Source organism: Kitasatospora sp. NEAU-CNBT7 (assembly GCF_057220535.1).
Map to the genome: position 1 here is coordinate 45,779 of NZ_JBXQQB010000040.1, position 26,843 is coordinate 72,621.

A 26,843-nucleotide genomic window follows, 5' to 3' on the forward strand; every position below is an offset into this window, starting at 1 on the left:
CAGGTCGAGGTAGGTGAGCGGGCCGGGTGGACTGGCCCCGCCGGGCGGCCGCCGAAGGGCACGCCCGGGTTACAAAGGTACGCCACGGCCGAGCGGCGGAGCACACTCGGCCGCTTCGGACAAGAGTTAGTTGATTCTGACCGGGTTGACGATGTCGGCGACCATCACCAGCGCCGTGAAGCAGATGAAGATCCCCGCCACCACGTAGGCCACCGGCATCAGCCGGGCCACGTCGAACGGACCCGGGTCCGGCCGGCGCACCAGCGCGGCGAACCGGCGGCGCACCGACTCCCACAGCGCGCCCGCGATGTGCCCGCCGTCCAGCGGCAGCAGCGGCAGCATGTTGAACAGGAACAGCGACAGGTTGATCCCGGCCAGCAGCTGGACGAAGAAGGCGAGCTGCTGGGTGGCCGGCAGGTCCATTGCGAACACGTCGCCGCCGAGGCGGGCGGCGCCGACCATGCCGATCGGGTCGTCGGTGGAGCGCGGGGTGCCGTCGACGACCGCGTGCCACAGGCTCGGGATCTTGCCGGGCAGCGCGGCCAGCGACTCGATGCCGTGCTCGGCCATCTTGCCCATCTGCTCGGCGCTCTCGCCGACCGACAGATGGTGCACGCCGGTCGCCGGGGTGATGCCGAGGAAGCCGGCCTCGACCGTCCTCCCCTTGATCGCGAAGCCGTCCTTGTCCATCGCGGGCAGCGTGTTGGTGGCGATCTCGGCCTGCAGGACGACCTGCCGGCCGTCGCGCTGCACCACGATCGGCACGGTCCGCCCGGCCGAGTCGCGGATGTCGTCCTGCAGCTGGCGGTAGGTGGTGATCCGGTCGCCGCCGAAGGACAGCACGGTGTCGCCGCCGCGCAGGCCGGCCTTGTTGGCCGGGGAGAGCGGGGCGTCGGCCGGGCAGGTGTCGGTCGGCTGGCCGGCCTTGACCACGCACTGGTTGACGGTGGCGACGGTGGGCACCGCGATCTGCTGGCCGATGCCCATGAACAGCGCCAGGAACAGCACGACCGACAGGATCAGGTTCATGAACGGCCCGGCGAACATCACGATGACGCGCTTCCACGGCTTCCGGGTGTAGAACATCCGGTCCTCGTCGCCGTCCTGGATCTCCTCGTAGGAGGCCTCCCGGGCGTCCTCGATCATGGTCCGCCAGGGCGAGCTGCTGCGCTTGGTTATCCGCCCGTCGGCCCCGGGCGGGAACATCCCGATCATGCGGATGTAGCCGCCGAGCGGGATCGCCTTGATGCCGTACTCGGTCTCGCCCTTCTTGCGGGACCAGACCGTCGGCCCGAAGCCGACCATGTACTGCGGGACGCGGATCTTGAACAGCTTGGCCGTCGACAGGTGCCCGAGCTCGTGCCAGGCGATCGAGAACAGCAGGCCCACCAGGAAGATCAGGATCCCCAGCGCCCACATCAGGTTGTTCACTGCCGGTCCTCCGTCATGCCGCTCCGCTCGCCGTCCGGGCCGGTCACCCGGCGGCCAGCTGCCTGGCGCGGGCCCGGGCCCAGTCCTCCGCGTGGAGTACGTCCGCCACCGTCAGGGAAGTTCCCGCCGGGGTGCCGTGCTCCACGACCACCTTGGCCACAGTGTCCACGATCCCGGTGAAGGGCAGCCGGCCCTGCAGGAAGGCGTCCACGCACTCCTCGTTGGCCGCGTTGAAGACCGCCGGGGCCGTGCCGCCGAGCGTACCCACCTCGCGGGCCAGCTCGACGGCGGGGAAGGCCTCGTTGTCGAGCGGGAAGAACTCCCAGGTCGCGGCCTTGGTCCAGTCGCAGCCGGGCGCCGCGTCCGGGACCCGGTCCGGCCAGCCGATGCCGAGCGCGATCGGCATCCGCATGTCCGGCGGGCTCGCCTGGGCCAGCGTGGAACCGTCCGAGAACTCCACCATCGAGTGCACGACCGACTGCGGATGGACCACGACCTCGATCCGGTCGAACGGCACGTCGTACAGCAGGTGCGCCTCGATCACCTCCAGGCCCTTGTTCACCAGGGTGGCCGAGTTGATCGTGACGACCGGGCCCATCGCCCAGGTCGGGTGGGCCAGCGCCTCGGCGGGGGTGACCCCGGCCAGCTGCTCGCGGGTCCGGGTGCGGAACGGGCCGCCGCTGGCGGTGACCACCAGCTTGCGCACCTCCGCCCGGGTGCCGCCGGCCAGCGCCTGGAACAGCGCGGCGTGCTCGGAGTCGACCGGGACGATCTGGCCGGGCTTCGCCAGCGCCTTCACCAGCGGGCCGCCGACGATGAGCGACTCCTTGTTGGCCAGCACCAGCACCCGGCCGGCCCGCAGCGCCGCCAGGGTCGGGGCCAGGCCGATCGAACCGGTGATGCCGTTGAGCACCGAGTGGCACGCGATCCCGGCCGCCTCGGTGGCCGCCTCCGGACCCGCCAGGATCTCCGGCAGCGGCCGGCCCGCGGCGCCGGCCGCCAGGGCCTCGCGCAGCGCCGGGACGGCCGCCTCGTCGGCGACCGCCACCGTGTGCACCCCGAGCCGCAGCGCCTGCTCGGCCAGCAGCGCCACCCGGCCGCCGGCCGCGGAGAGCGCGACCACCTTGAACCGGTCCGGGTTGCGCAGCACCACGTCGATGGCCTGGGTGCCGATCGACCCGGTGGAGCCGAGGATCACCAGCTCCCGGGGGCCGGACGGGTCCTGGACGGTCGGAGTGAAGCGCAGCTGCGGGTGGGCGAGCGAGTTCATGCGGACCATTGTGGCCTGTCCGCGGACCCGCCGTGCCCCGCCTCCCCCGTCCGCGGGCTTACTTCCAGGCCCAGAGCTTCCCGTGCGCGGAGCCGTCCGCCTCGACGTCCCACTCGAAGGCCCCGGCCACGCCGCGCAGGTCCGCGAACTCGGGCGAGGCGCTCTCGTAGACGATCACCCCGCGCCAGCTGGTACCGCCGCCCTCGGCGAACCGGCCGACCCCCAGCCCCGTCCAGGAGGCGTGCGCACCGGTCGGGCTCATCAGGACGCCCTGCCCGAGGCCGCTGAGCGTGCCGTCGGCCCGTAGCCGGGCGGTGTAGCTGCCCAGGTCGTGCACGGGTACGCCGAGCAGCTGCCCGTCCGCCTCGAACGACGTCTCCACCGCCGGGGGCAGCCCGTGGTCCGAGGCGACCACCCGCTGGACCGTCGTACGGCCCGACTCCACACCCACCAGATCACCCAGCATGACGACCCTCCTGACGCCGTCCCCCTGCTTCCGGACTACGCCGGGGTGCCGGGGGTGTCAAGACGCGCCGATGCCCCGCCACCGGCCTGCGGTGACGGGGCATCGGACGGCTCCGCCCGCAGGGGCCGGAGCCGGCGGATCAGAGGTCGAGGCCGGTCAGCACCAGCACCCGCTCGTAGGTGAAGTCCTCCATCGCGTAGCGCACGCCCTCGCGGCCGACGCCGGAGTCCTTCACGCCGCCGTACGGCATCTGGTCGGCCCGGTACGAGGGGGCGTCGCCGATCACCACGCCGCCGACCTCCAGCTCCCGGTGGGCGCGGAAGGCGACCTGCACGTCGTGGGTGAAGACGCCGGCCTGCAGGCCGAAGGCGGAGTTGTTGGCCTCGGCGAAGGCCTCGTCGGTGGACTCCACCCGGTGCAGCGACAGCACCGGGCCGAAGGCCTCGGCGGAGGCCAGGATCGCGTCCGCGGGCAGCTCGGCGAGCACGGTCGGCGCGTACGCCGCGCCCTCGCGGGTGCCGCCGGTGAGGACCTTGGCGCCCTTGGCGACGGCGTCCTCGACCCAGGCCTCGACGCGCTTGGCGGCGTTCTCGTCCACCAGCGGGCCGACGTCCACGGCGTCGTCCGACGGGTCACCGGTGACCTGCTGCTGCACCTTGGCGACGACCTTCTCGGCGAGCGCGTCGTACACCGACGCGTCGGCGATCACCCGCTGCACGGAGATGCAGGACTGGCCGCCCTGGTAGTTGGCGAAGGTGGCGATCCGGGTGGCCGCCCACTCCAGGTCGGCCTCCGACGACCAGTCGGCGAGCACGATCGCCGCGGCGTTGCCGCCGAGCTCCAGGGTGACGTGCTTGCGCGGCACCGAGTCCATGATCTGGTAGCCGACCTTGTCGGAACCGGTGAACGAGATGATCGGCAGCCGCTCGTCCTGCACCAGCGCCGGCATCTTCTCGTTGGGCACCGGCAGCACGCTCCAGGCGCCGGCCGGCAGGTCGGTCTCGGCCAGGATCTCGCCCAGCACCAGCGCGGACAGCGGGGTGGCCGGGGCCGGCTTGAGGATGATCGGGGCGCCGACCGCGATGGCCGGGGCCACCTTGTGGGCCACCAGGTTCAGCGGGAAGTTGAACGGCGCGATGCCGAGCACGACGCCCTTCGGGAAGCGGCGCACCACCGCGAACCGGCCGGTGCCGCCCGGGTCGGTGTCCAGCCGCATGGTCTCGCCGTTGGTACGGCGCGCCTCCTCGGCGGCCCAGCGGAACACCGAGACGGCCCGGCCGACCTCGCCGCGGGCCCACTTGATCGGCTTGCCGTTCTCGGCGGTGATCAGGCGGGCGATCTCCTCGGTACGCTCGGCCAGCCGCTTGGACACGTGGTCCAGCGCGGCGGCGCGCACGTGCGCGGGGGTGGCGGCGAAGACCGGGGCGGCAGCGGCGGCGGCCGCGACGGCCTCCTCCACCTGGGCGTCGGTGGGCACGCTGACCTTGCCCACCAGGCTGCCGTCGTACGGGTGGCGGACCTCGAAGTCCCCGTCGCCGCTCGCCTTGCGGCCGGCCAGCCAGAACTCATGGGTGGTGGTCACGGTCGTACCGGCCCTCTCCTCGTCGTCTGCGGCTCCACGGACGCGGAACCTGCCACCCACGGTAGGACCCGGATGGAGCAAACCGGATTGGACGCAGCGGAGCGGTCGGCCGCCGGTCCACTACACCATGGCGAGAAGGCCGCGGACGCCGGGCCCGGTAGGCCCCCGGGGCCCGGTCGGTCGCCCCGATCCGGTCGGTCCCCGCGGCCCGGTCGGTCCCCGCGGCCCGGTCAGTCCTCGCCGGAGCGCAGGGCCAGCCACAGCTCCATCCGGACGTCGGTGTCGTCCAGCGAGCGGCCCAGCAGTTCCTCGACCCGCCGCATCCGGTAGCGCAGGGTGTGCCGGTGCACCCCGAGGTCGGCGGCGGCCGCGTCCCACTGGCCGTGCCGCGACAGCCAGGCCCGCAGGCTGGCCACCAGATCGCCGCGCGCGGTCCGGTCGTGGTCGCGCAGCGGCCGCAGCAGCCCCTCGGCGAAAGCGGTGACCGCCTCCTCGCCGAGCAGCGGCAGCAGCGAGCCCGCCCCGACCTCCTCGTGGTCCACCGAGCGCCGGCCGCCGCGCTGCGCCACCGCGAGCGCCCGCTCGGCCTGCGCGTACGCCGTCCCGGCGTCCTCCAGGGCGGCCGGTGCGGAGACCCCGAGCGACAGCCCCTCCTGCTCCTCGACCGCGCCGAGGCAGGCCCGGTGCGCGGCGCCGTTGTCCAGCGCCAGCACCATCAGGCGCGGACCGTGCGGCCCGTCCTCGCGGGAGACCAGCAGCCGTTCGCCGACCTTGCCGCCGGCCTGCTCGGCCCGGTCGCCGAGCTCGCTCAGCGCCTCGGCCGCCTCCGGCCCGGCGGCCGCACCGGCCACCAGCACCCGGATCGTCCCCTCCGGCAGCCCGCCGAACAGCCCGGACGCCACCTGCCGGGCGGTCGCCACCTCACCGGCCAGCACCATCCGCAGCAGCGCGGCGCCCATCCGCTCCTCGGCCTGCCGCAGCTCGCGGGAGCGCTCCAGGGTCAGCGTGAGCAGTGCGACGGCGGCGTTCAGCACGTACCGCTCGGTGGGGGTGATCCGGTCCTCGGTGCCGACCGCCAGGAAGCCGCGGGCCCGCCGGTCGGCCCCCAGCGACTGGACCACCACGTAGTCCTCGTCGGCGGTGTCGATGCCCGGCGAGCGCCCCTGCAGCGCGGCGCTGGAGGGGGCCGGGCGGCGGCGCAGCCGGTCCACCTCGGCGGCCAGCCGGCCGGCCCGGCGGGCCGCCCAGTCCGGCGCCACCGCGGACAGCGCGCCCGAGCCGTCGTACAGCGCGGCCCAGCCGCCGAGCCGGGCGGCCAGCCGGCGCACCACCGCGGTGGTGCCGTCCTTGCCGAGCGCCGCCCGGGTCAGCTCCTCCTGCGCCTCGAAGCTGGTGGTCACCGCCTCGTACTGCTCGGCGGCCAGCGCGGCGGAGACCGTCTTGGAGATCGCGATGAACGGCGTGGCCTCCGGCACCCGCAGCAGCGGCAGGCCGCGCTGGGCGGCCGCGTCGACCAGGGCCTGCGGCACCTCGGAGTGCGAGAGCCCCACCCCGAGCCCGAGGCCCACCACCCCGGCGTCGGCCAGCCGGTGGACGTAGGCCTGCAGCCGGGCCGCGCTCTTGCCGAGCTTGATGCCGGTGGTGAGGAGGAGTTCGCCGCCCTCCAGGAAGGGCGTCGGGTCGTCCAGCTCGCTGGTGTGCACCCAGCGGACGGGCCGCTCCAGGTGGTCGGCGCCGGCCAGCACCGTGAGGTGGAGCGCGGTGTTGCGGACGACGGAGGCGAGTGTGGGGGGCATGGCACCTTCGATGGTTCGACCAGGCCGCGCCGTTGCGGCCGGGCGAGAAAGGGGTCTCCCCCCATTATGTACGCCCCGGACAAGCCGGAACGCCGAATCCACCGGACCGGAGTCAGGCCCGCCGGGCCGTCCCTGCCGGAACGGCCCGAACCGGGCCTCAGCTGCGCAGATCGACCAGCAGCGGCGGCACCTGCTCGCCGGTCACCGTCGACAGCGAGATCACCGCGTGGCCGGACGGCAGCGCGTGCGCCAGGTCCGACGGCGACCAGCGGTGCCGCTCGACGTCCCGGGTGGTGACCGACCGGGTCTGCGCGGCCGTACCGGACAGCGCCTTGCGCAGCCCCCGGGCGGCCTTGCGGACCAGCCCGCCGGAGGTGTCGGGGGTGTGGGTGACCGCCGTCTCGGTGACCAGGTGCGTCCCCCAGGCCTCGGAGAACAGCCGGCCGTCCCACGGCGCGATCCCCGGGAACGCCATCCGGCAGCCGACCGCGCCGAACAGCGGCGCCCGCAGCCCCTCCGGCAGGTCCACCAGGGTCCGCAGCAGCAGGACCGCGCCCGCGTTCAGCCCCCGGATCCGCTGCAGCCCGCGCACCGCGTGCTGGTCCACCGCGGCCGAGGCGTCGTCCACCACCAGGCCGGCGAACAGCTCGCGCTCCTCGCGCACCGCCGCGGCCTGCAGGAACTGCCCCACCACCAGCCGCGACAGCATCCGGGCCGCCTCCGGGTGGCTGCGCTCGGGGAGCTTGACCCGCACCCGCAGCGGGTGGTCGAGCGCCCGCATCGCGAACGCCGGCTTGGCCCCGGCCGGCCCGGCGAAGCAGTCCGCGAACACCGGCCGGTCCAGCAGCGCCAGCCGGTCGGCGAGCAGCACCCCCGGGTCGTCGGCCCGGCCGCTCTGCCTCGCCCGCTGCTGCAGGTCCGCCTCGAACACCGCGTCCCGGCCGGCCTTGCGCAGCGCCTCGGTCAGCTCCGCCCAGCGCTCGTCGTCCCCGCCCAGCAGCCCGCGCAGCTCGCGGACGCCCGGATAGCGCCCGTACGCCGCGTGGAACGGCCCGACCACCTGCTGCAGCGCCGTCCGCGCGCTCTCCCCGCGCAGCACCAGCTCGTCGGGCAGCAGCGCGTCGGCGAGCCGCGCGGCGGCCTCGTCGGCGGTCCGCGCCGCACCGTACAGATCCAGCCCGTAGGGGGCGGCCGGGTCACCCGGGGCGATCACCACGTCGTACCAGGAGTCCGGCCCGAGGTCGCTGTCGGCCGCCCCCACCACCACCGCGCAGGCCGTCCCCGCCAGCGCCTGCAGACAGAGCGCCTCGGCCAGCGGCCGGGCCAGGGCGGCGGTCTTCCCGGTGCCCGCCGGGCCGACGGCCAGCAGCGAGGTGCCGAGCGTGGCCGGGTCGAGCGCGAAACCCGCCGAGCGGTGCGCGAGCGGGTTCTTCACCACGTCCTGCGCCGTACCGAGCCGCACCTGGCCGGTCAGCAGATCGTGCCGGGCCCCGCGGCCCGGCAGGTCGCGGGCCTCGGACGGGTGCGCGCACGCGGCCGCCCCCCGCCCCAGCACCTGCTCGCTGAACGCCGGCAGCAGCTCGGGCGCACTGCGCACCGCCCGCCACGCCTGCCGGATCCGCACGTAGTCGACGTCCCCGACCGCCTCCCCGTCCAGCCGCACCGCCGCCGCCCCGGCCCCCCCGCCCCGCAACTCGGCCCACGGATCGGCCGGCCCGGCGGGCCCGGCCTGGCTGCCGGGGAGCGGGGCGGCGGGCTCCTCGTGGGTGACGGTCCGGGACAGCAGCGGTGCGAGGTAGCGGCGCCAGATCTCCGGCCAGCGGCCCATCCGCCCGAAGACCTTGATCACGAAGTAGGCCAGCGCGAGATTGACCAGCAGGGCGAGCAGGATGGTGGGGACGAGCGGCAGCGTCCCGAGACCCACCAGCCCCATCAGGGCGAAGAGCGCCTGCCGCCCGTACACGAAGGCGAGCCAGCCGACCACCAGGTTCAGCACCGCGCGCAGCAGCAGCGGTCCGGCCGCGACGGCGGCGTCCTCGCTCCGGCCCTCGTCGATCGGACGGTAGTGAAGCCGAAAGATGCCCGCGGGGAGTTCCGGCCGCGGCGCACCCACCCAGCCCGCCAGGTCGAACCGCCCGCCCCGCTGGGACGGTACGCCGGCCGGCTCCCCCGTGTGCGCGGCCTGCCGGCCGTGTCCGCCGTCCAGTTCCATCCCGGCCCCGCTCCCTGTGCCCACCCTGCACGACCGTCCCCGTGCCGCCTTTACCCATGCCGCCCACCCGGCGACACGCCCGCGCTCAATGTAGTGGAGCGGAACCTGCCGGTAGCCGATCCGCGGGCACTGGCCGTGCCGGACAAGTCGTACGGCCCAGTGCTACCGAGTGGCGCATGCCCGGGCGGCAGGGCCCGCCGTAGCCTGCGAACTACCGCGTCTTGAGAATCTGGAGAACACCATGAGCGCTGCAACGCCGCTCCCGCAGGAGCGCCGTCTGGTCACCGCGATCCCCGGCCCGAAGTCGCAGGAGCTGCAGGCTCGCAAGCTCGGCGCGGTGGCCGCCGGTGTCGGCACCACCCTGCCGGTCTACGTCTCGCGCGCCGGCGGCGGCGTGCTGGAGGACGTGGACGGCAACTCCCTGATCGACTTCGGTTCCGGCATCGCCGTGACCAACGTGGGCAACAGCGCCGCCGCCGTGGTCGCCAAGGCGACCGAGCAGCTGGCCGCCTTCACCCACACCTGTTTCATGGTGACCCCGTACGAGGGTTACGTGGCCGTGGCCGAGCAGCTCAACGAGCTGACCCCGGGCGACCACGAGAAGCGCACCGCGCTGTTCAACTCGGGCGCCGAGGCGGTCGAGAACGCGGTGAAGATCGCCCGCGCGTACACCAAGCGCACCGCCGTCGTGGTCTTCGACCACGGCTACCACGGCCGCACCAACCTCACCATGGGCCTGACGGCGAAGAACATGCCGTACAAGCAGGGCTTCGGCCCGTTCGCGCCGGAGATCTACCGGGTGCCGGTGGCCTACCCCTACCGCTGGCTGACCGGTGCGGAGAACTGCGCCGCCGAGGCCGCCGCCCAGGCCATCGACATGATCAACAAGCAGATCGGCGCCGACAACGTCGCCGCGATCATCATCGAGCCGATCCAGGGCGAGGGCGGCTTCATCGAGCCGGCCAAGGGCTTCCTCCCGGCGATCGTGGAGTACGCGAAGGCCAACGGCATCGTGTTCGTGGCGGACGAGATCCAGACCGGCTTCTGCCGCACCGGCCAGTGGTTCGCCTGTGACGACGAGGGCATCGTCCCGGACCTGATCACCACCGCGAAGGGCATCGCCGGCGGTCTGCCGCTGGCCGCCGTGACCGGCCGCGCCGAGATCATGGACGCCGCGCACGCCGGCGGCCTGGGCGGCACCTACGGTGGCAACCCGGTGGCCTGCGCCGCCGCGCTGGGCTCGATCGAGACCATGAGGTCCGAGGACCTCAACGGCAAGGCCAAGCGGATCGGCGAGGTCATGCTCGGCCGTCTGCGCGCCATGCAGGAGAAGTTCGACGTGATCGGCGAGGTCCGCGGCCGCGGCGCGATGATCGCGGTCGAGCTGGTCAAGCCCGGCACGAAGGACCCGAACCCGGAGTTCACCGCCGCGGTGGCCAAGGCCTGCCACGCCGAGGGCCTGGTGGTCCTGACCGCCGGCACCTACGGCAACGTGCTGCGCTTCCTGCCGCCGCTGGTGATGCCGGAGCACCTGCTGACCGAGGGCCTCGACATCATCGAGAGCGCCTTCGCCGCCGTCTGATCCGACCCGGCACGAACGCCCTGAACGACCCGGTCCGCTTCGGACCGGGTCGTTCCGTTTGAGGTGGACGTCCGGTGTGCACGCGCGCGGATCTGCGCGGACCGTCGAGCCGCCATGGAGGTTGTACTACCGGTGGTGAAGATGCTGTGGCGATCGGGCGAACCCGCCCATCAGGGCAGGGTCATGACGTACTGTCATGGGCAGATGGACAGCGAGCCAGACGACTTAGCGACAACCCGGTCCGCCGCCCCCGACAGGGCGCCGGACCCCCATGACCGATCGACCGACCGTCCGCCCCAAACCCCCCGGGACGCACGGAACGGCGATCACCTCAGCCGCCCCGGGGCTCTCCCCCCCGCCTCGGGGCGGCTCATGCATGCCCTGGGGGCGGCCGCCCGCTCCACGGTCCTGCCGGCGGTCCTGTTCGCACTGCTCGCGGTGGTCTCCTGGCAGGTCGCGGCCGACGGCCCGCTGCTGGGCCTGGACCGGGCCGCCCGCCGGGCGACCTACGAGTTCCGCCACGACCTGCACAGCACCGCCGTGAACCACCTCGGCGTCGCCCTCTCGGACCTGGGCGGCAACGTCCCGGCCTTCCCGCTGCTACTGCTGGGCGGCGCGGCGGCGGCCTGGCTGCGGTACCGCGCGGGGGCGCCGCGCCGGTGGCGTCCGGTGGCGGTGGCGGTCCTGGCCGGCGTCCTGTTGCCCGCGCTGGTCATCCCCGGCAAGGCCCTGTTCGCCCGGCCGGGCCCGTTCGGGGTGCCGCTCTCGCCGGAGCAGCTGGGCTGGTACCCGTCCGGCCACACGGCGACCTCGACGATCGCGTACGGCGCCGCGGCGCTGCTGGTGAGCCGGGAGCTCGCGGCGCCGGCCCGCCGCCGGCTGTACGCGGCGACCGCCCTGCTCTGCGCGGGGGTCGGCTGGGGCCTGGTGTGGAGCGACTACCACTGGCTGCTCGACGTGGTCGCGAGCTGGTGCCTGGGCGCCCTGGTGCTGTGGGGCCTGGCCCGGTGGGCCACCCCGGCACCGACCGGGCCGGACGGCCGCGAACCCGACCGGGCGGCCGGCTGACCTCCAGCCGGCCGGACGGCTCGCTGACCTTCCGTCGGCCGGGCCGCTCACCGACCTTCGGCGGGGCCGTCCTCGTTGCGCTGGACCAGGCCGGGCTCGCCGTTGTCGCGGTGCCACTCGACCACCAGCTCGTCCCGGGTGCCGAAGCGGACCAGGTGGCGGCCGACCACGTCCTCCAGGCCCGGCAGGTCGTCGGCGGCGCCTTCGACGGTGAGCAGCAGCGCCCCCGCCTCGGCCACCAGCACGGCGGTGCCGGCCCGGAAGGCGAGTTCGCCGCGGCCGGCCTCCTCCGACCAGTCGGCCTGGATCTTGCGGCCCATGTGGGCGGCCAGCTGCTTGCCGTAGCGGGCGGGGCGGTCGGTGCGGACGCGGGCTTCGGAACGAGGCATGGCGGGACTCCGGTTCGGGCTGGTTAGGATGACCTAAGTTCCCTCACCGTACCCCAGATGCTGAGCTTGGCTCAATATCTCGCCCCCGGGGCCCGCCCACCGCCGGATACCCTGGCTCCACCTCGGGTCGGCCCCCGGCCCGGGGCACGCCGAGTCCGGAGCCCGCCATGACCACGCCGCCGACGGCCGACACCGCCGCCGAACTCGCCGACGCGCTCACCCGGGCGATGAAGCGGATCCGCCGGCAGACCATGCAGCGGCTGGAGCCGTACGGCATCACCCCCGGCCAGGCCCGCGCCCTGCGCACCCTCGCGCACGCGCCCGGCTGCGAGGGCCGGGAGACCATGCGGCTGAGCGAGCTGGCCGAGCGGCTGCACATCGCGCCGCGGTCCGCGACCACCGTGGTGGACGCCCTGGAGGAGGCCGGGCTGGTCACCCGCACCCCGGACCCGACCGACCGGCGGGCGGTGCGGCTGGTGCTGACCGAGGACGGCCGGGCCGCGCTGGAGCGGATCGGGCAGGTCCGCCACGAGGTGGCGCAGGAGTACTTCGCGCCGGTCAGCCCGTCCGATCAGTCCGCGCTGCTGCAGGCGCTGCGCGGCGCGGAGAGCGCCTTCGAGGCAGGACACGGAAGACGGCAGCCGGCTGGCGAGGACGCAGCGCAGTGAGCCCGATCCCGGCGATCACCAGCACGGCGGCGCCGGCCGCGAGCGGACTGAACCGCTCCCCGAGCAGCAGCCAGGACGAGGACATCCCGAACACCGGCACCAGCAGCGAGTACGGCGCGACCGCCGAGGCGTCGTAGCTGCGCAGCAGGAAGCTCCAGGCCACGAAGCCGAACAGGGTGGACAGCAGGCCGACGTAGAGGATCGCCCCGATCCCCGCCGGGCCGATCCCGGCCAGCGCCGCCAGGTCCGCCCGCGGGCCCTCGACCAGCAGCGACAGGCCCAGCAGCGGCAGCGGCGGCACGGCGCTCACCCAGACCATCCAGCGCAGCGCGTCCGGGGGCGCGGCGCGGCGGGTGAGCACGTTGGACAGGCCCCAGAACCCGGCCGCGGCGATCACCAGCACGAACGCGCCGACCGGCCCGGACGGGCCCTGGTCGGCGGCGGCCAGCAGGATGCCGGCGAAGGCGGTCACCAGACCTGCCACCCGCAGCCCCGAAGACCGCTCCCCCAGCAGCACCGCGGCGAACAGCGCGGTGAACACCGCCTGGCTCTGCAGCACCAGCGAGGACAGCCCGGCCGGCATCCCCGCGTGCATGCCGAGGAAGAGCAGCCCGAACTTCGCCACCCCGAGGGTGCAGCCGACCGTCAGGATCCAGCGCCACGGCATCTTCGGCGGTCCGACCAGGAACACCGCCGGCACCGCCACCACCGCGAACCGCAGCGCGCAGAACAGCAGCGGCGGGAAGTTCTCCAGGCCGATGTGGATCAGGACGAAGTTGAGGCCCCAGACGGCGGCGACCGCCACCGCCAGCGCGATGTGACGCGGACTCATGACGGTGGCGGGGCGCGCGATGGCAGGCGGCTGGGTGGCGGGGCTCGCGGCGGCGGGGCTCGCAGTGGCGGGGGTCGCGGTGGCGGGGGTCGCTGGCATGGATCGAGCATGGCCGCAGGCCACCGTGTAGCACCAGCGATGAGTTCTGAAGCAGACTGTTAAGCACTACTGAATCGGTCTCGCTCCGGTGGTCGTCGCAGCGGGCCCGGGGGAGCCAGGAAGGCGGGGGTGGTCACGGTGCTGGACCTCGGACGGCTGCGCGCACTGCACGCGGTGGCGGTGCACGGCTCGGTCGGCGGCGCGGCGGGCGCCCTCGGCTTCACCCCGTCGGCGGTCTCGCAGCAGATCGCCAAGCTGGAACGGGAGACCCGGACGGTCCTGCTGGAGCGGCGCGGCCGGGGCGTGGTCCTGACCGACGCCGCCCGCCGACTGGTCGGCACCGCCGAGAAACTGCTCGCCCTGGTCGAGCAGGCCGAGGTGACGCTGGAGGAGCAGCGCGGCCAGGCGGTCGGCCGACTGCTGATCGCCGCCTTCGCCACCGGCGCCCGCGGCCTGCTCCCGGGTGCCCTGGCCGACCTGCGGGAGAGCTGCCCGGAGCTGGACGTCCGCCTGGTGGAGTCGGATCCGTACCTGGCCGCCGAACTGGTCGCCCGCGGCGAGGTCGACCTGGCGCTGGTCCAGGACTGGCCCAGCGTGCCGCTGCCGGTCCAGACCGGGCTGGCCCGCCTCGACCTCGGGCCGGACCCGGTGGACCTGCTGCTGCCGGCCGCCCACCCGCTGGCCGCACTGGACGTGGTGCCGGTGGAACGCCTGTGCGGACAGCGCTGGATCAGCGTGCCACCGGGGAACATCTGCCACGACTGGCTGGTGCGGACCATGCGGGAGGCGGGCGAGGAACCGGACGTGGTCTACCAGGTGGGCGAGTTCGAGACCCAGATCGCCCTGATCGCCGCCGGTCTCGGCATCGGACTGGTACCCCGGCTCGGCCGCGGGGTGCTCCCCGCGGGCGTCGCCGCCCGCCCGGTCGCCCCGGAGCCCTCACGGCGGGTCTTCACGCTCTGGCGCAGCCAGGCGTCGCGCCGGCCCGCCATCACGGCGGCGCTGACGGCCATGCGCCGGCACTGGGACGCCCTCCCGGCCGGCCGCCCGGCCCCTGACCGCGGCGCCGGGGCGGGGCGGCACGTGGCGAGCGCGAGGCCGGGCGTCGCGGAGCGGCGGGGACCCTGCGTCAGGCGGTGACCGGCGGGGAGACTGTGCCCGGCGGGCGGGACCGCGGGCGGCCGCCGGTCAACTGGCGAAACCGATCACCAGCCACATGAATCCCACCCCCACCAGCGTGCACAGCAGCGTGGACCGCGACGGGTGCGGGCTGTGCGCCTCGGGCAGGATGTCCGAGGTCGCCAGGTACAGCAGGAAGCCCGCGAAGAAGCCCAGGTAGAGGCCGAGCAACTGCTCCGGGATGGTGAACAGCAGGGTGATCCCCGCCCCCGTCACCGGCGCCAGCGCGTCGGCGGTGAGCAGGGTCAGCGCCCGCCGGCGGTCGTTCCCGTACAGCCGAGTGATGGTGTACGTGTTGAACCCGTCGGCGAAGTCGTGCGCCACCACCGCGATGGCCACCACGGTGCCGACCGTGCTGCCCGCCTGGAACGCCGCCCCGATCGCGAAGCCGTCCATCACGCTGTGCGCCACCAGCGCGCTCGCCGCCGCCAGACCGACCCGCTGGGTCCCCGGGTGGGGTTGCCCGTGGCCGTGGCGGTGGTGCCCATGCCCGTGCCCGTGGGTGTGCGCGGCGTACTCGCCCTCGTGGCCCCGGTGGATGGCGACCGCCCGCTCGACGATGTGGATCACCAGGAAGCCGGCCGCGAACATCAGCAGCGCCTGCGGCACCCCGTGCACCTCGGTCGGGGCCGCCGCCAACGCCTCCGGCAGCAGGTCGAAGGAGACCACGCCGAGCATCAGCCCGGCCGCGAAGCCGAGCACCAGGTGCCGCCGGTCGCCGGTGCGCTGGGCGACGTAGCCGCCGATCAGGGTCATCAGGAAGGCGCCCGCGGCGACCAGCACGGCGGTCATCGTGACGCTCCCCTCCGGCGGTGGCCACGGCGTGGACCGCCGGCGCCCCTGCGGCCCCGCACGGCCCGGGCCCGGGTCCCGACGCCCTTACCCCGGCTGCCGGACTGCCGGACCACCGGACTGCCCGATGGGCCGGACGGCCGCGCGGACCGCTGCCCACGGGCGCGACCGCCCGGCCCGGGCCCGGTCGAGCCGGAGCCTGCGCCCAGCCTGCGGGCCGGCGCCCCGGACCGCCCGCCGGACGGCCCGTCGGGGTGACGGCCTGTCCGAGTGACGGCCTGCCTGGGTGGCGGCCTGCCTGGTTGACGATGTGCCTGGGTGACGGTGCGTCGGCTCCCGGGCACGGCCGGTTCAGCCGTCGGTCGCGGCCAGGTAGACGGCGGAGAGCTCGGGGGTGCCCTGGTCGGCCCAACCGTGCCCGAGGGCCGTGACGTCGAGTTCCAGCCCGGTGGGCAGCACCAGCAGCGGACGGCCGTGCTCGCCCAGCCGCCACTCGGCGGCCGGCAGGGTACGGCGGATCACGGTCCCGAGGTACAGGCCCGCGTCGTTGCCCAGCCAGTCCGAGACCTCGGGGTCGTCCCGCCAGCGGGGCAGCAACTGGTCGAGCGCCGACAGCGACTGCGCCGAATCGTCCAGGCGCACCCCGGCCGCCCCGGCCAGCTCACGCAGCAGCCCGCACTCGGCGAACAGCTCCGCCATCGCCTCCTGCCGCCGGTCCTCCCCGGCTCCCCCGCCGGGCTCCGCCCGCTGCTCGCCGCGCGCCCGCCAGTGGTCGAAGAATCCGAATCCCATGGGTCCAGACTGACAGGCCGCGCAACGACCGACGGCAGATCCGCCGGTACACCGGCGCCGGGCGCGGCGCCCCCTGCCGTACCGCGCCCCGGCCACCGGCCACCGACTCCGACCGCCGACCGCCGACCGCCGACCGCCGACGAACGGCTAGCCGTCGGTGGTGAGCGGCAGGCCGAGGTGGGTCCTGGCCAGCTCCTGCACCCCGCGGCCGTCGATCAGATGGATGTGCTCGTACCGGGTGCCGGCCGTCAGGTCCAGCGCCTGCTCGGTGAACCGCCCGGTGGTCAGGCGCAGGCCGCGCTCGGCCCCCTCCTCCCGGACCGCCTCGGCAAGCGTGCGCAACTGCTCCTCCCCCACGGCGCCCGGCTCGCGCGAGGCCCAGACCACCCAGCGTCCGGGCAGCGCACTGCCCGGGCCGCCCTCGCCGGTCGCCACCAGCCCGGCCGGGCCGCGCAGCCGGACGTTCCAGCCGACCAGCCCGCCCTTGGTGAGCAACTCCCGGACCAGGTGGGCGAACTCGTTGGACGAGAGCTCCTCCGCCGCCGGCACCGCCGCCCCGACCGTCCCACTGGGCTCGACCTCGACCGGGCCGTACGGGTCCGGGGTCACCACCGCGGCCAGCTCCCGCAGCCGGACGAGTGCCTCGTCCTGCTCCGCGTCGGCGTAGACCCCCATGCCGTCGCCCGCCTCGGCCGGGTCCGCCGCCCCCGCCCCGGCGTCCTCGGCCGGGAGCAGCCTGGTGCGGGCGAGGGCGTCGCGGTCGGCGTCCACGCTCAGCAGGCAGAGCGGCCGGGCACCCGGGGCGTCGGACCGCAGCCAGCCGTTGAGCACCACCCCGGCCAGTATCTCCTCGGTGTCGACCGCGTCCGCCGCCTGCAGCGCGCGCAGGGCGAGGCGGGCGGCCAGCCGCAGGTAGTCCGCGGCCCGGTCGGCGGCGGGGCGCGGCACCGGCTCGACCTCCCCGCCCGTGCCGAGCCGGTAACCGTCCAGCTCGGGCACCACGTCCAGCGGCGGCAGGTCGAGGTCCAGCACCGCCGTGCTGGTGAGCGGTCGGAACACGGCCCGGCACGGCGCCGGCAGGTCCTGGGTGGCGCCCTCCGCGGCGGCCAGTGCCCGCTCCAGCAGGGACTCCACGGCGGCGGGCTCCGACTGGCGGTAGGCCCGGCGGCACTCCTTGAGGGTCTCGTTGTACTCCCTGACCGCCCTGGCCCGGGACTGCTCGGCCTGCTCGTGGGCGAGCCGGGCCTCGCGGGCACCGCTGTCGTCGGCCTCGGCCTGCCTGGTCCGCCACTCGCGCAGCGCCCGCTGGTGGCTCAGCCGGGCCTGGGCCAGGCCGCGCTGGTAGCCGGAGTCCAGCAGCAGCCGGGAAGCGGGCCGGTCGGGGTCGTCGGCGGCCGGCTCCGGCGGGGCGAAGTCCGCCCAGCGCGGCTCGGGACCGGTCTGCGGGTCCGGCTCCCCGGCCGGGTACGGACGCGGCTCGTAGCTGCGCAGCTGGCTCTCGAAGTCCATCGCGGACACCGGCAGGGCGGCCCGGCGGAGCAGGTCGGCCAGCCGCTCGTGCGCCGCCCGGACGGTCACCGTCCGGTGGTGGGCGAGCGCGGCGGCGCGGCCGTGCGCCGCCACCTCCTCGTCCTGGCCCGGCGGCTGCTCCTGCCCGGCGGCCCGGTCCGGCCCGGCGTCCGCCCCCGGATCGCCGCCTTCCTGCGGCGGCGCGCTGCCCTGCTCCGGCACCTCGGCGCCCAGGTCCCGGAAGACCGAGGCCAGGAAACCCGGTTGAAGGAGGGTGGCGGTGGTGTCCGGGCGGCCTTCGGATGAGTGCTGCATCGGCGGTCGTTCCCCCTGCTCGTCCGGCGCCGGTCGGCGGAGCCCACCGGCGGGTGGCCCTGTGCAGCATTGTCCACGGTCGCGCGGCGCGGGTCAGCCGAGCCCGGCAGAAGGCCACCGCCCTTCCACCGGGGCCGGGTTGACGGCGCGCCGCCGACCGCTGGTCCCCCTCCTGGGCCTCCTCAGTTGGTCCGGGTGTTGGTCAGGTGCAGGCCGATATACCCGACATAGATCCGGCCGCTGCGGGAACAGTCGTCGAGATAGTGCACCCGGGGAGCCGTCCCGCCGCCGCCGATCCGCAGGTGGGCGCCCATGAACGCTCGGCGGGAGGAGTCCACGCAGGCCGGCACCGGGAGCATCCGCTGGCGTTTCCACTTGCCGTGGCTGGTCACCGTACGGGACTCGCCGCGCACCGCCTTCCGGGGCGGGAAGTGGTGGCAGCCGGCCGGGGTGTGCTCGCACCACTGCTTGAAGTCGCCGCCCGCCTCGCCGCGCACGGCCGCGGTGGCGTACTCCTGGAGGGCGGTCAGACCGTCCCAGGTGAGCCTGGCCCAGCCGGAGCCGTCGCACTGCCCGTCCAGCGCCAGGGTCTCCTTCTCGTCCCCGGTGAACTCCAGCAGCGGGAACTCGGCGAACCGGCAGACCAGCTCGCCGAAGCTGCCCGGCGCGCACTCCTCCTCGGCGCAGACGTCGGCGGCCAGCCCCGCATGGTCCAGCGCGTCCGGCCCGGCCAGTGTGCACAGCCGGGCGGCCAGCGCCCTGACCTGCGCACTCACATGCCGCAGCACCGCGTCCTGCTGGTCGGTCTCGGCCAGCAGCCGGGCCTGGCGGCGGCGGGAGCTGTCCAGGCTGCGCCGGACCTGCTCCAGCTCGTCGGCACGGGACTGCCGCTCGCAGCGGTCGCCGGCGGAGCCCGACGCCTGCCCGGGGACGGTGCCGCGGGGCGCCGCATCGGTACCGCCACCGGCACCGGCACCGGTTCTGCTGTCGGCGGGTCCGGGCCGGGCGGGCCGGGGATGTGCGGGCCCGGGGTGTGCGGGGCGGGGCTCCAGCGGCGGCGGCTGCAGCACGGGGACCGCGGCCAGCAGGTCGGGCAGCGGCAGCTCGGCGGCAAACCGCCGGGGCTCGCGGGCCAGCAGGGCGGCGGCCCGCCGGACGTCCTCGTCGATCCGGCGCCGGGGCATCACCGGATGGCGGGCCCCGTCGTAACGGGAGGCCGGATCGACCTCCGGCAGATAGGTCCGGACGGCTCCGCCGTAGACCTTGTGGTACTCCAGCGCGACGTTGAACAGCGGGAGCGCGGCATGACCGAGCACGTACAGCGAGGCAAGACCGGTCAGCTGCCGAACCAGGGGGTGGACCACCTCGGCCAGCCAGGTGTCCATCGCCACGGCGGGCGGCACGCTGGCGACCACCACGGGGAGCCGGCGCTCCGGGTCGCACAGCTCGTCGATCACGGCGTCGACCTCGCCCTTGGCTATCACCCTCGGCTGGGCGGACAGCGCGACCGGCCCGTCGGTGGCGTCCAGCAGCGGGAGCAGGCCGCGGGCCAGCTCGGGGACGGGGACCCGACTCGAGGTGCGGATGCCCGCACCGGTCGGCAGGTGCTCGGCCTCCAGCCGGAGCCAGCAGGGCTGCCCGGCGGCGGCCGAGGCGACGGTGAGGGTGAGCTGCTCGATGCCGTGCGCGGCCGGGGTCCGCAGCCGGCGGCGGCTGTACCGCCCGCCCGGTGGCCCGCCGCGCAGGGCGCCGGTGTCACGGTCCAGCAGGACCCGCTCGCCGAGGCGCAGCCGCTCGGGGGGCGGCGCGGGCGGGGCGACCGGCTCGGCGGCCGCTGCCCCGGCGGGATGCGGCTCGGCGGGGTGCGGCTCGGCGGGCGGCGGGGGCTCCTCGTGGCCCTCCTGTTTCAGCCACCCGGCCAGCAGCTGGTCTGCCAGAGCCACCGTGTCCCGGTGCGTCCGGGGTGTGGTGACGGTCATCCGATAGGGCGGCGGGGCGTGCTCGGGTGTCATGCGCGGTACCTCCCGGGGTGCGGCGGTGGGGCCTGAAGTCCTCCATCTGGTCGGCCGGCCCGGTCGGGCGGCCTGCTCTGCCGGTGTCTGCGATCCGTCCGTGCGGTGCTGCCGTGACGTGTCCTGCGCGAGGTGCGGGCGGGTGGTCCCGGCGGGCCCGGTCGGGCCGTCGGACGCCGTGCCCGTCCGCACTCCTTGTGGTAGAAGACGAAAGGGCCCGGAGCGGAAGTTCCGCTGCCGGGCATTGTTCATTCGTTCGAGTGTTACCCCGTGGCATTGCTTGCCTGCTGGGCGCGGGGTGTGGTCGGGTTCAGACCGGGACCTCCACGAAGCTGCGCCCGGCCGCCTCGGCGTGCGCGGTCCCACCGGTGTTCTCCGCCAGCCAAGCGTGAAAACCCGTCACCTCCGCCTCCGGCACCCCGACTTCGATCCTCACCCCGTCCGCCTCGTAGACCAGCCCGCGCACCTCGTGGCCGGCCGCCCGCAGTTCGTTCTCCAGCCGTCCGGCCCGGGTGTGGCCGGCGGTCACGGCGAGCAGCGCCACCGGCCGCCGCTCCAGCAGTCCCGCCTCGTCCAGCGCCAGGGAGACCGAGCTCCCGTAGGCCCGCACCAGTCCGCCCGCGCCCAGTTTGATCCCGCCGAAGTAACGCGTCACCACCGCGACGGTGTCGGTGATCCCGCGCCGCCGCAGCACCTCCAGCATCGGGACGCCCGCGGTGCCGCCCGGTTCGCCGTCGTCGCTCGACCGTTCCCGGCGCTGCACGTCCCCCACCACGAAGGCGGTGCAGTTGTGCCTGGCATCCCAGTACTCCTTGCGGACGGCCGCCACGAAGGCCTGGGCCTCGTCCTCGTCGCCCACCCTCGCCAGGTGGCAGATGAACCGGGACTTCTTGACCTCGGTCTCCTGGCTGACGGAGCGCCGGACGGTCAGGTACGGCCTGGGGCTGGGCTCCGACATGGCGCGGGGTCTCCAGAACGGTTCACGGGGGCGGGCAGGACGGGAGCGGGCCGTGGGAGCCCGCCTGCGATCCCGTCCACGGGGAACGGAAGCCCGGGAGAAACAGCAGGCCGGCGGGGTCCCCCTGCCCCCGCCAGCCTAACGCGGGCCCCGGCCCGGGCGGCTCCGCCCGGACCCGCCGGACCGGACCCGCCGGACCGGACCCGCCGGCCCCGGACCCGTCAGCGCCCGGCGAGCGCGTCCAGCTGCGCGCGGTCCAGGCCGGTCAGCCCGGTGACCTCGGCCAGGTCCACCGCGCCGCAGTCCAGCCCGCGCAGCACGTAGCCGCTGAGCGCCCGGGCGGTGGCCGGCTCGTCCATCACGTCGCCGCCCGCCTTCGCCACGTAGGCGGCCAGCCGGGCGGCCGCGGCCGCGAGCCCCTCGCGGTAGAAGGTGTAGACCGCCGCGTACCGGGTCGGCAGGTGCGCCGGGTGCATGTCCCAGCCCTGGTAGTAGGCGCGGGCCAGCGAGCGGCGGACCAGGTCGTGGTGGAGCTTCCACGCCGCGTGCACCTGCGCGGTGGGCCCGGTCGGGATGACGTTGGTCGAGCCGTCGGAGAGGCGGACACCGGTACCGGCCGCGGCCACCTGCATCACGGCCTTCGCGTGGTCCGCGACCGGGTGGTCCATGCTCTGGTAGGCGGCACTGACCCCGCAGGAGGCGCTGTAGTCGAAGGTCCCATAGTGCAGACCGGTGGCCCGGCCCTCGGCGGCCTCGATCATCCGGGCCACGGTGGCCCGCCCGTCGGCGCCGAGGATGGCCTGGGTGGTCTCGATCTGGATCTCGAACCCGATCCGGCCGGCCGGCAGCCCGGCCCGCCGCTCGAAGTCCTCCAGCAGCCGGACCAGCGCCGTCACCTGCTCGGCGTAGGTGACCTTCGGCAGAGTGAGCACCAGCCCCTCCGGCAGCGGACCGGCGGCCAGCAGGGAGGCGAGGAAGAGTTCCAGGGTCCGGATCCCGCGGTCGCGGACCGCGGCCTCCATGCACTTGATCCGGATGCCGATGTACGGCGGGGCGGTGCCGTCGGCCACCGCGGCGGCGACCAGTTCGGCGGTGCGGACCGCGGCGGCGTCCTCCTCCGCGTCGGGGCGCGGGCCGTAGCCGTCCTCGAAGTCGATCCGCAGGTCCTCGACCGGCTCGCGCTCCAGCTTGGCGCGGACCCGGGCGTGCACGTCCGCGAGCAGGTCGTCGGCCGGGACGCCGAGCGCCTCGGCCAGCTGCGCGGGGGTGGCCGCGTGGGTGTCGAAGGCCTCCAGCGCCTGCCGGCCCCAGCTGGCGACGGTGTCGGCGGCGAACGCGTCGGCCGGGACGTAGACGGTGTGCACGGGCTGGCGGGTGCCCGGGTCCCCGGGGTACCGGCGGGCCAGGTCCGCGTCGACCGGCGCGAGCAGCGCGTCGACGGCGGCACGGGCGGCCGCCGAGAACGAGGCCCCGCCGCCGGGGTTGCTACCGTCCACCTGGACCTGCGACATCCGGACTCCTCCACGACACAGACAGCATCTTCAACAATTTGTTGATGTGAAGGTAACGGCGGCGCGTCCGGGGCGTCAATGGCCGCCCGAGGGGCGGACCGGTCGCCGACGGCGCCCGGCCGGACTACTCCCGGCCCGCGGCCACGTAGCGGTCCTGCAGCTCATGCCAGATCCGGTCCAGGTCCTTGGGGCTCACCGAACCGTCCGGCCGACTGCCGGCCACGTTCCACTCCCGGGTCAGGAACTCGGCGAACCGCTGCTGGTCGGGCTGGTTGTCGTAGACGTCCATGTAGCTGATCAGCGCCTCGAAGCAGACGTCCGGGTCGAGCGGCTCCGGCGCAGGCCGGCGGCCCGCCCACTGCTCGTCCGGCTCCGCCGCGGCCGCCCGGTCGAACGGGAGCTGCTCCGCCACCGCCGCCTGCGGTTCGGCGTGCAGCTCGCCGTCGAGCCGCACCGGGCGGTGCCCGATCCGGATCGGCTCGGCCTCCGCCGCCTGCTCGGGCCCGGCCGCCACCGGCCCGCCCGCAGCGACCGGCCCCCGCCGGACCTCGGCCTCGTGCTGCGCAGCCGGCCTGCGCTGCTCGGACACCCAGCCCTCCGGACCGCGCCGCTCGGCGGCCACCGTCCGGTCGGCCCGCTGCCGCTGCTCCGGCCGGACCGGAACCTCGACCGGCTCCCCCGCCGGCCGGCTCGGCCGCGGCGGCTTGAACCACGGCGAGGCCTGCCCCGGCGTACGCGCCGTCCGGGCGGCCTCCTCCATCTGCTCGGTGTGCGCCCGGACCGCGCGCGCGGTCCAGACGTTCAGCTCGCTCTGCTCCGCCGCCGGGCGGGCCGGCTGCTCGTCGCCCTGCGGATCCTGCGCGTCCCGCAGCCGGACGGCCGCCAGCTTCGCCAGCGTCGGCACCGCCATCGCGGCGGACACCGCCGACACCGCCGCCTGGTCCTGCTCGGCCTGCCCGGCCTGGCCCTCCTGCGGCTCCGCGGCCTCGGCGCGGATCGCGACGGGCTCCTGGAGACTCGCGGTGGTCAGCGTCGAGCGACCGGCCTGCGGGCCCTGCACCGCGTGCAGCGGTCCGTCGATCCGGTCCAGCACGCTCGGGTCGAGCGGCACACCGTACTTGGCGAGCTTCAGCGGGAGCAGCGCCTGGAACGGCGCCGACCGGCGCCAGCCCCGGCCGTACCGGAACCGCAGCTGCGCCCGGTACACCAGGCGGTTCTGCTCCAGACGCACCGTCTCGTCGTAGGAACGCAGCTCCCAGAGCTTCATCCGCCGCCACAGCCGGAAGGTCGGCACCGGCGACAGCACCCACCGCATCAGCCGCACGGACTCCATGTGCCGGTCGGCGGTGATGGCCGCGATCCGGCCGACGGCGTGCCGGGAGGCCTCGACCACGACCACGAAGAGCACCGGGATGACGGCGTGCATCGCCATGCCGAGCGAGTCGCCCCAGGAGGCGGCGGCGTTGAAGGCGATCGTCGCCGCCGTCAGCAGCCAGGCCGTCTGCCGCAGCAGCGGGAACGGGATCCGCAGCCAGGTCAGCACCAGGTCCAGCGCGAGCAGGACCACGATGCCCGCGTCCACACCGATCGGGAAGGCGTAGGAGAAGGTGCCGAATCCTTTCTCCAGGGCGAGCTCGCGCACCGCGGCGTACGAGCCGGCGAACCCGATGCCGGAGATCAGGCAGGCGCCTCCGGCCACCAACCCCAGCAGGACCCGGTGGGCACGGGTGAGGGATGGACGTGACATTCGGTGATCAACCCCTGGGGACTCGGCTGCTGCCGTACGCGACCGTTGCCGCCGGATCCGCTCGCGTCGGACACCCTCGTCAGACAGGACCACTGCCGGGCGCACGGGAGCGCTGCGCGTGGGACCGGTTCGGCCCACCGGATACTACTCGCACACGCGTTTCGTCCGACCCCACCCGGGGGGCCCGGTCAGCTCTCGCCGGCTCCGTTGAGATGCGCAAGTACCGCCAGGACACGGCGATTGGCGTCCTCGGCGGGCGCGAGTTCCAACTTCGTGAAGATATTGGCAATGTGCTTCGCGACCGCTCCGTCGCTGATCAGCAGCCTGGCGCCGACCGCCGAGTTGGAGCACCCCTCGGCCATCAGACCGAGCACCTCGCGCTCGCGCGGCGACAGCCGCCGGACCGGCTGCGAACGGGCGTTGCTCTGCAGCAGCTTGGCGATCACGTCCGGGTCCATCGCGGTACCACCCGCCGCCACCCGGCGGACCGCGTCGATGAACTGGTCGGCGTTGAACACCCGGTCCTTCAGCAGGTAGCCGACCCCGCCCGAGCCGTCCGCCAGCAGTTCCCGGGCGTAGAGCTGCTGGACGTGCTGGGAGAGCACCAAGACCGGGAGCCCGGGGATCCGCCGCCGCGCCGCCAGCGCCGCCTGCAACCCCTCGTCCGTCAGGGTGGGCGGCAGCCGGACGTCCACCACCGCGACGTCCGGCCGGTGCTCCAGCAGCGCATCCAGCAGGTCGGGCCCGGTCTCGACGGCCGCCGCGATGGTGAAGCCGTGCGCCTCCAGCAGCCTCGTCAGACCTTCCCGGAGAAGGTAGAGATCCTCGGCGAGGACAACGCGCACGGCAGCTCCATGGTGATGGTCGTCGGCCCGCCCGACGGGCTGTCGAGCGTCAGAACTCCGTCGAAGGTACCCAACCGCCGCTCGATCCCGTACAGCCCGCCGCCCCGTTCCATGCTCGCCCCGCCGCAGCCGTCGTCGGTGACCGTGACCCGCAGCTGCCCGGCCCGGTACAGGATGTCCACCCACACCTGGCCGGCACCCGAGTGCTTGGCCGCGTTGACCATCAGCTCGCTCACGCAGAAGTACACCGCCGCCTCCACCGGCGCCTCCGGCCGGCCCGGCAGACTCACCGTCACCTCCGTGGCCAGCGGGGCCTCCAGCGCCAGCTCCCGCACCGCGTCCGCCAGCCCGCGCTCCGCCAGCACCGGCGGATGGATGCCCCGCACCAGGTCCCGCAGCTCCTTCAGGGCCTTCGCCGAGGACTGCCGTGCCTCGGCCAGCAGCGACTTGGCCGCGGCCGGATCGCTCTCCAAGAGGTGCTCGATGGTCCCCAGCGTCAGCCCGATCGCCACCAGGCGCGCCTGGGCGCCGTCGTGCAGGTCCCGCTCGATCCGGCGGAGCTCCGCCGCCTGGCTCCCGACCGCGTCGGCCCTGGTCGCCGTGAGGTGCTCGACCCGCCGGGTCAAGCGGGCCTGCTCCTGCCGTCCCCCGCTCCGGCGGTCGAACGCATGCCGCAGCCACGTCCCGTACAGCCGCACCCCGAGCGGTGCCGCCAACAGACCGACCGTGAGCGCGAACAGCCCCGGCGTCCCCTGGACCACGGCCACCGGCAACGCGCCGATCGAGCCGTAACCGTCCTGCCAGTCGACCAGCGCGGCCGCCACCGTGACGGCCAGCCCGCCGCCGCCGACGACCACCAGGCCGAGGCACGGGAGCGCCAGCACCGCGGCGGCAGCACCGTTCAGCGCCAGCGACCTGACGTCCCGCCACGTCGCCGGATCACCCGCCACCGACCGCGCGTACAGCACCGCGTCCGCACTCCACCGGTTGCGGTGGTACGAGCGGCCCGTCCACCACTGCCCGCGCTCGTCCACCGTCGCCACCGGCACCCGGGCGTACGACGCGGGCTGCTTGAGTCCGTACCACTCCAGGGCCGCCCGACGCGTCCACCCCGCACTCAGCCGGGACCAGGCGATCAACGCCACCGGCCACAACAGCGTGCCGACGAACGCCCAGAAGACCTCCTGGAACGAGTACCACTGCTCGTCCAACAGGCGGGTGAGGCAGATCCCCAGCCAGACCAGCAGCAGGAACGGACCGGCCACGGCCTGGACCGCCAGCCGAAGACAGCGGCCCAGCGCCTGGACCGCCCGTCCGAGCCACCCACGGAGACGTTCCGCCGATCCCGCCACCGCAGTCATGCTCTGCGTCGCCATCCGTGTTCCCTCTCGCTCCACTGCCTCCGTACGGTCACCAGTCTGTCGGGACCGGCGGACGGAAACACTGGCCCAGGGACCACAATCGAGGTGGTGCTAGGTCCACCCTCCGATTCGCCGGCGTGCGACCTGGTCCGGAAATGCGAGAAGCCCCTCCGGGACACCCGGAGGGGCTTCTACTGAAAAATTGTTCGGCGGCGTCCTACTCTCCCACAGGGTCCCCCCTGCAGTACCATCGGCGCTATGAGGCTTAGCTTCCGGGTTCGGAATGTAACCGGGCGTTTCCCTCACGCTATGACCACCGAAACACTATGAAACTGTCAACCGCACCACACCACGTGACCTGCGATGTGGGGTCGTTGTTTCAGAACAACACAGTGGACGCGAGCAACTGAGGACAAGCCCTCGGCCT

General features: G+C 74.6%; 21 protein-coding genes and 1 rRNA gene. 4 read left to right on the forward strand and 18 right to left on the reverse strand.

Features of this window, described 5'->3' with window-relative positions; translation table 11 throughout:
• Positions 1 to 126: 126 nt before the first annotated feature.
• The 6 genes from AC2TEW_RS33830 to AC2TEW_RS33855 form a co-directional block, all read right to left on the reverse strand.
• Positions 127 to 1,431: a M50 family metallopeptidase gene (locus AC2TEW_RS33830; protein WP_484627094.1), complete on the reverse strand. Its 1,305-nt coding sequence runs from the start codon at positions 1,429 to 1,431 to the stop codon at positions 127 to 129.
• Between the two features lie 43 nt (positions 1,432 to 1,474).
• Positions 1,475 to 2,701, reverse strand: coding sequence for a 1-deoxy-D-xylulose-5-phosphate reductoisomerase (gene dxr, locus AC2TEW_RS33835; protein WP_484627095.1), 1,227 nt, complete (start codon positions 2,699 to 2,701; stop codon positions 1,475 to 1,477).
• 58 nt (positions 2,702 to 2,759) lie between these two features.
• Positions 2,760 to 3,167 (reverse strand): hypothetical protein, encoded by a 408-nt coding sequence (locus AC2TEW_RS33840; protein WP_033824379.1) that lies wholly within the window; start codon positions 3,165 to 3,167, stop codon positions 2,760 to 2,762.
• Between the two features lie 139 nt (positions 3,168 to 3,306).
• Entirely contained in the window at positions 3,307 to 4,749 is a 1,443-nt protein-coding gene (locus AC2TEW_RS33845; RefSeq protein WP_033824380.1) for an aldehyde dehydrogenase family protein, read from the reverse strand.
• A 230-nt stretch (positions 4,750 to 4,979) separates the two neighbouring features.
• Positions 4,980 to 6,545 carry a PucR family transcriptional regulator gene (locus AC2TEW_RS33850; RefSeq protein WP_033824381.1) on the reverse strand — a complete coding sequence of 522 codons (1,566 nt, stop codon included), beginning with the start codon at positions 6,543 to 6,545 and terminating at the stop codon, positions 4,980 to 4,982.
• 157 nt (positions 6,546 to 6,702) lie between these two features.
• Positions 6,703 to 8,757 (reverse strand): type IV secretory system conjugative DNA transfer family protein, encoded by a 2,055-nt coding sequence (locus AC2TEW_RS33855; RefSeq protein ID WP_484627096.1) that lies wholly within the window; start codon positions 8,755 to 8,757, stop codon positions 6,703 to 6,705.
• A 241-nt stretch (positions 8,758 to 8,998) separates the two neighbouring features.
• On the opposite strand from AC2TEW_RS33855, the gene gabT reads away from it, so the two are divergent.
• Positions 8,999 to 10,339, forward strand: a complete 1,341-nt coding sequence (gene gabT, locus AC2TEW_RS33860; RefSeq protein WP_484627097.1) for a 4-aminobutyrate--2-oxoglutarate transaminase — start codon at positions 8,999 to 9,001, stop codon at positions 10,337 to 10,339.
• Positions 10,340 to 10,711: 372 nt separating this feature from the next.
• The gene (locus tag AC2TEW_RS33865; protein WP_484627098.1) at positions 10,712 to 11,407 is read left to right on the forward strand and encodes a phosphatase PAP2 family protein; all 696 of its coding nucleotides are present in this window, start codon (positions 10,712 to 10,714) and stop codon (positions 11,405 to 11,407) included.
• Between the two features lie 47 nt (positions 11,408 to 11,454).
• Here AC2TEW_RS33865 and AC2TEW_RS33870 read toward each other — a convergent pair whose 3' ends face one another.
• Complete coding sequence (locus AC2TEW_RS33870; protein WP_484627099.1) at positions 11,455 to 11,796, reverse strand: DUF2218 domain-containing protein; 342 nt, start codon at positions 11,794 to 11,796, stop codon at positions 11,455 to 11,457.
• Between the two features lie 167 nt (positions 11,797 to 11,963).
• On the opposite strand from AC2TEW_RS33870, the gene AC2TEW_RS33875 reads away from it, so the two are divergent.
• On the forward strand, positions 11,964 to 12,464 hold the full coding sequence (locus tag AC2TEW_RS33875; protein WP_484627100.1) for a MarR family winged helix-turn-helix transcriptional regulator: 501 nt from the start codon (positions 11,964 to 11,966) through the stop codon (positions 12,462 to 12,464).
• Here AC2TEW_RS33875 and AC2TEW_RS33880 read toward each other — a convergent pair.
• Positions 12,355 to 13,296 (reverse strand): EamA family transporter, encoded by a 942-nt coding sequence (locus AC2TEW_RS33880; RefSeq protein WP_484627112.1) that lies wholly within the window; start codon positions 13,294 to 13,296, stop codon positions 12,355 to 12,357. The genes AC2TEW_RS33875 and AC2TEW_RS33880 overlap by 110 nt on opposite strands.
• A gap of 237 nt (positions 13,297 to 13,533) precedes the next feature.
• Here AC2TEW_RS33880 and AC2TEW_RS33885 point away from each other — a divergent pair, with 237 nt between their 5' ends.
• Positions 13,534 to 14,535: a LysR family transcriptional regulator gene (locus AC2TEW_RS33885; protein ID WP_484627113.1), complete on the forward strand. Its 1,002-nt coding sequence runs from the start codon at positions 13,534 to 13,536 to the stop codon at positions 14,533 to 14,535.
• A gap of 48 nt (positions 14,536 to 14,583) precedes the next feature.
• Here the strand turns inward: AC2TEW_RS33885 and AC2TEW_RS33890 are convergent, their stop codons facing one another.
• From AC2TEW_RS33890 to rrf, 10 genes are all read right to left on the reverse strand, one after another.
• Complete coding sequence (locus tag AC2TEW_RS33890) at positions 14,584 to 15,366, reverse strand: ZIP family metal transporter (RefSeq protein ID WP_484627101.1); 783 nt, start codon at positions 15,364 to 15,366, stop codon at positions 14,584 to 14,586.
• Between the two features lie 351 nt (positions 15,367 to 15,717).
• Positions 15,718 to 16,158, reverse strand: a complete 441-nt coding sequence (locus AC2TEW_RS33895; RefSeq protein ID WP_484627102.1) for a DUF6278 family protein — start codon at positions 16,156 to 16,158, stop codon at positions 15,718 to 15,720.
• A gap of 147 nt (positions 16,159 to 16,305) precedes the next feature.
• Positions 16,306 to 17,982 carry a restriction endonuclease gene (locus AC2TEW_RS33900; protein WP_484627103.1) on the reverse strand — a complete coding sequence of 559 codons (1,677 nt, stop codon included), beginning with the start codon at positions 17,980 to 17,982 and terminating at the stop codon, positions 16,306 to 16,308.
• 182 nt (positions 17,983 to 18,164) lie between these two features.
• Entirely contained in the window at positions 18,165 to 19,994 is a 1,830-nt protein-coding gene (locus AC2TEW_RS33905; protein WP_484627104.1) for a hypothetical protein, read from the reverse strand.
• A gap of 310 nt (positions 19,995 to 20,304) precedes the next feature.
• Positions 20,305 to 20,952 (reverse strand): YigZ family protein, encoded by a 648-nt coding sequence (locus AC2TEW_RS33910; protein ID WP_484627105.1) that lies wholly within the window; start codon positions 20,950 to 20,952, stop codon positions 20,305 to 20,307.
• Positions 20,953 to 21,173: 221 nt separating this feature from the next.
• Positions 21,174 to 22,463: a DUF6986 family protein gene (locus tag AC2TEW_RS33915; RefSeq protein WP_484627106.1), complete on the reverse strand. Its 1,290-nt coding sequence runs from the start codon at positions 22,461 to 22,463 to the stop codon at positions 21,174 to 21,176.
• Positions 22,464 to 22,587: 124 nt separating this feature from the next.
• Complete coding sequence (locus AC2TEW_RS33920; RefSeq protein ID WP_484627107.1) at positions 22,588 to 24,210, reverse strand: DUF2637 domain-containing protein; 1,623 nt, start codon at positions 24,208 to 24,210, stop codon at positions 22,588 to 22,590.
• 188 nt (positions 24,211 to 24,398) lie between these two features.
• A complete protein-coding gene (locus tag AC2TEW_RS33925; protein ID WP_484627108.1) occupies positions 24,399 to 25,055 on the reverse strand; it encodes a response regulator transcription factor in 657 nt (218 codons plus the stop codon).
• Entirely contained in the window at positions 25,007 to 26,431 is a 1,425-nt protein-coding gene (locus AC2TEW_RS33930) for a sensor histidine kinase (protein WP_484627109.1), read from the reverse strand. The genes AC2TEW_RS33925 and AC2TEW_RS33930 overlap by 49 nt, the downstream gene beginning before the upstream one ends.
• Before the next feature lie 189 nt (positions 26,432 to 26,620).
• Positions 26,621 to 26,737: ribosomal RNA gene (rrf, locus tag AC2TEW_RS33935) — 5S ribosomal RNA — on the reverse strand.
• Positions 26,738 to 26,843: the final 106 nt, after the last annotated feature.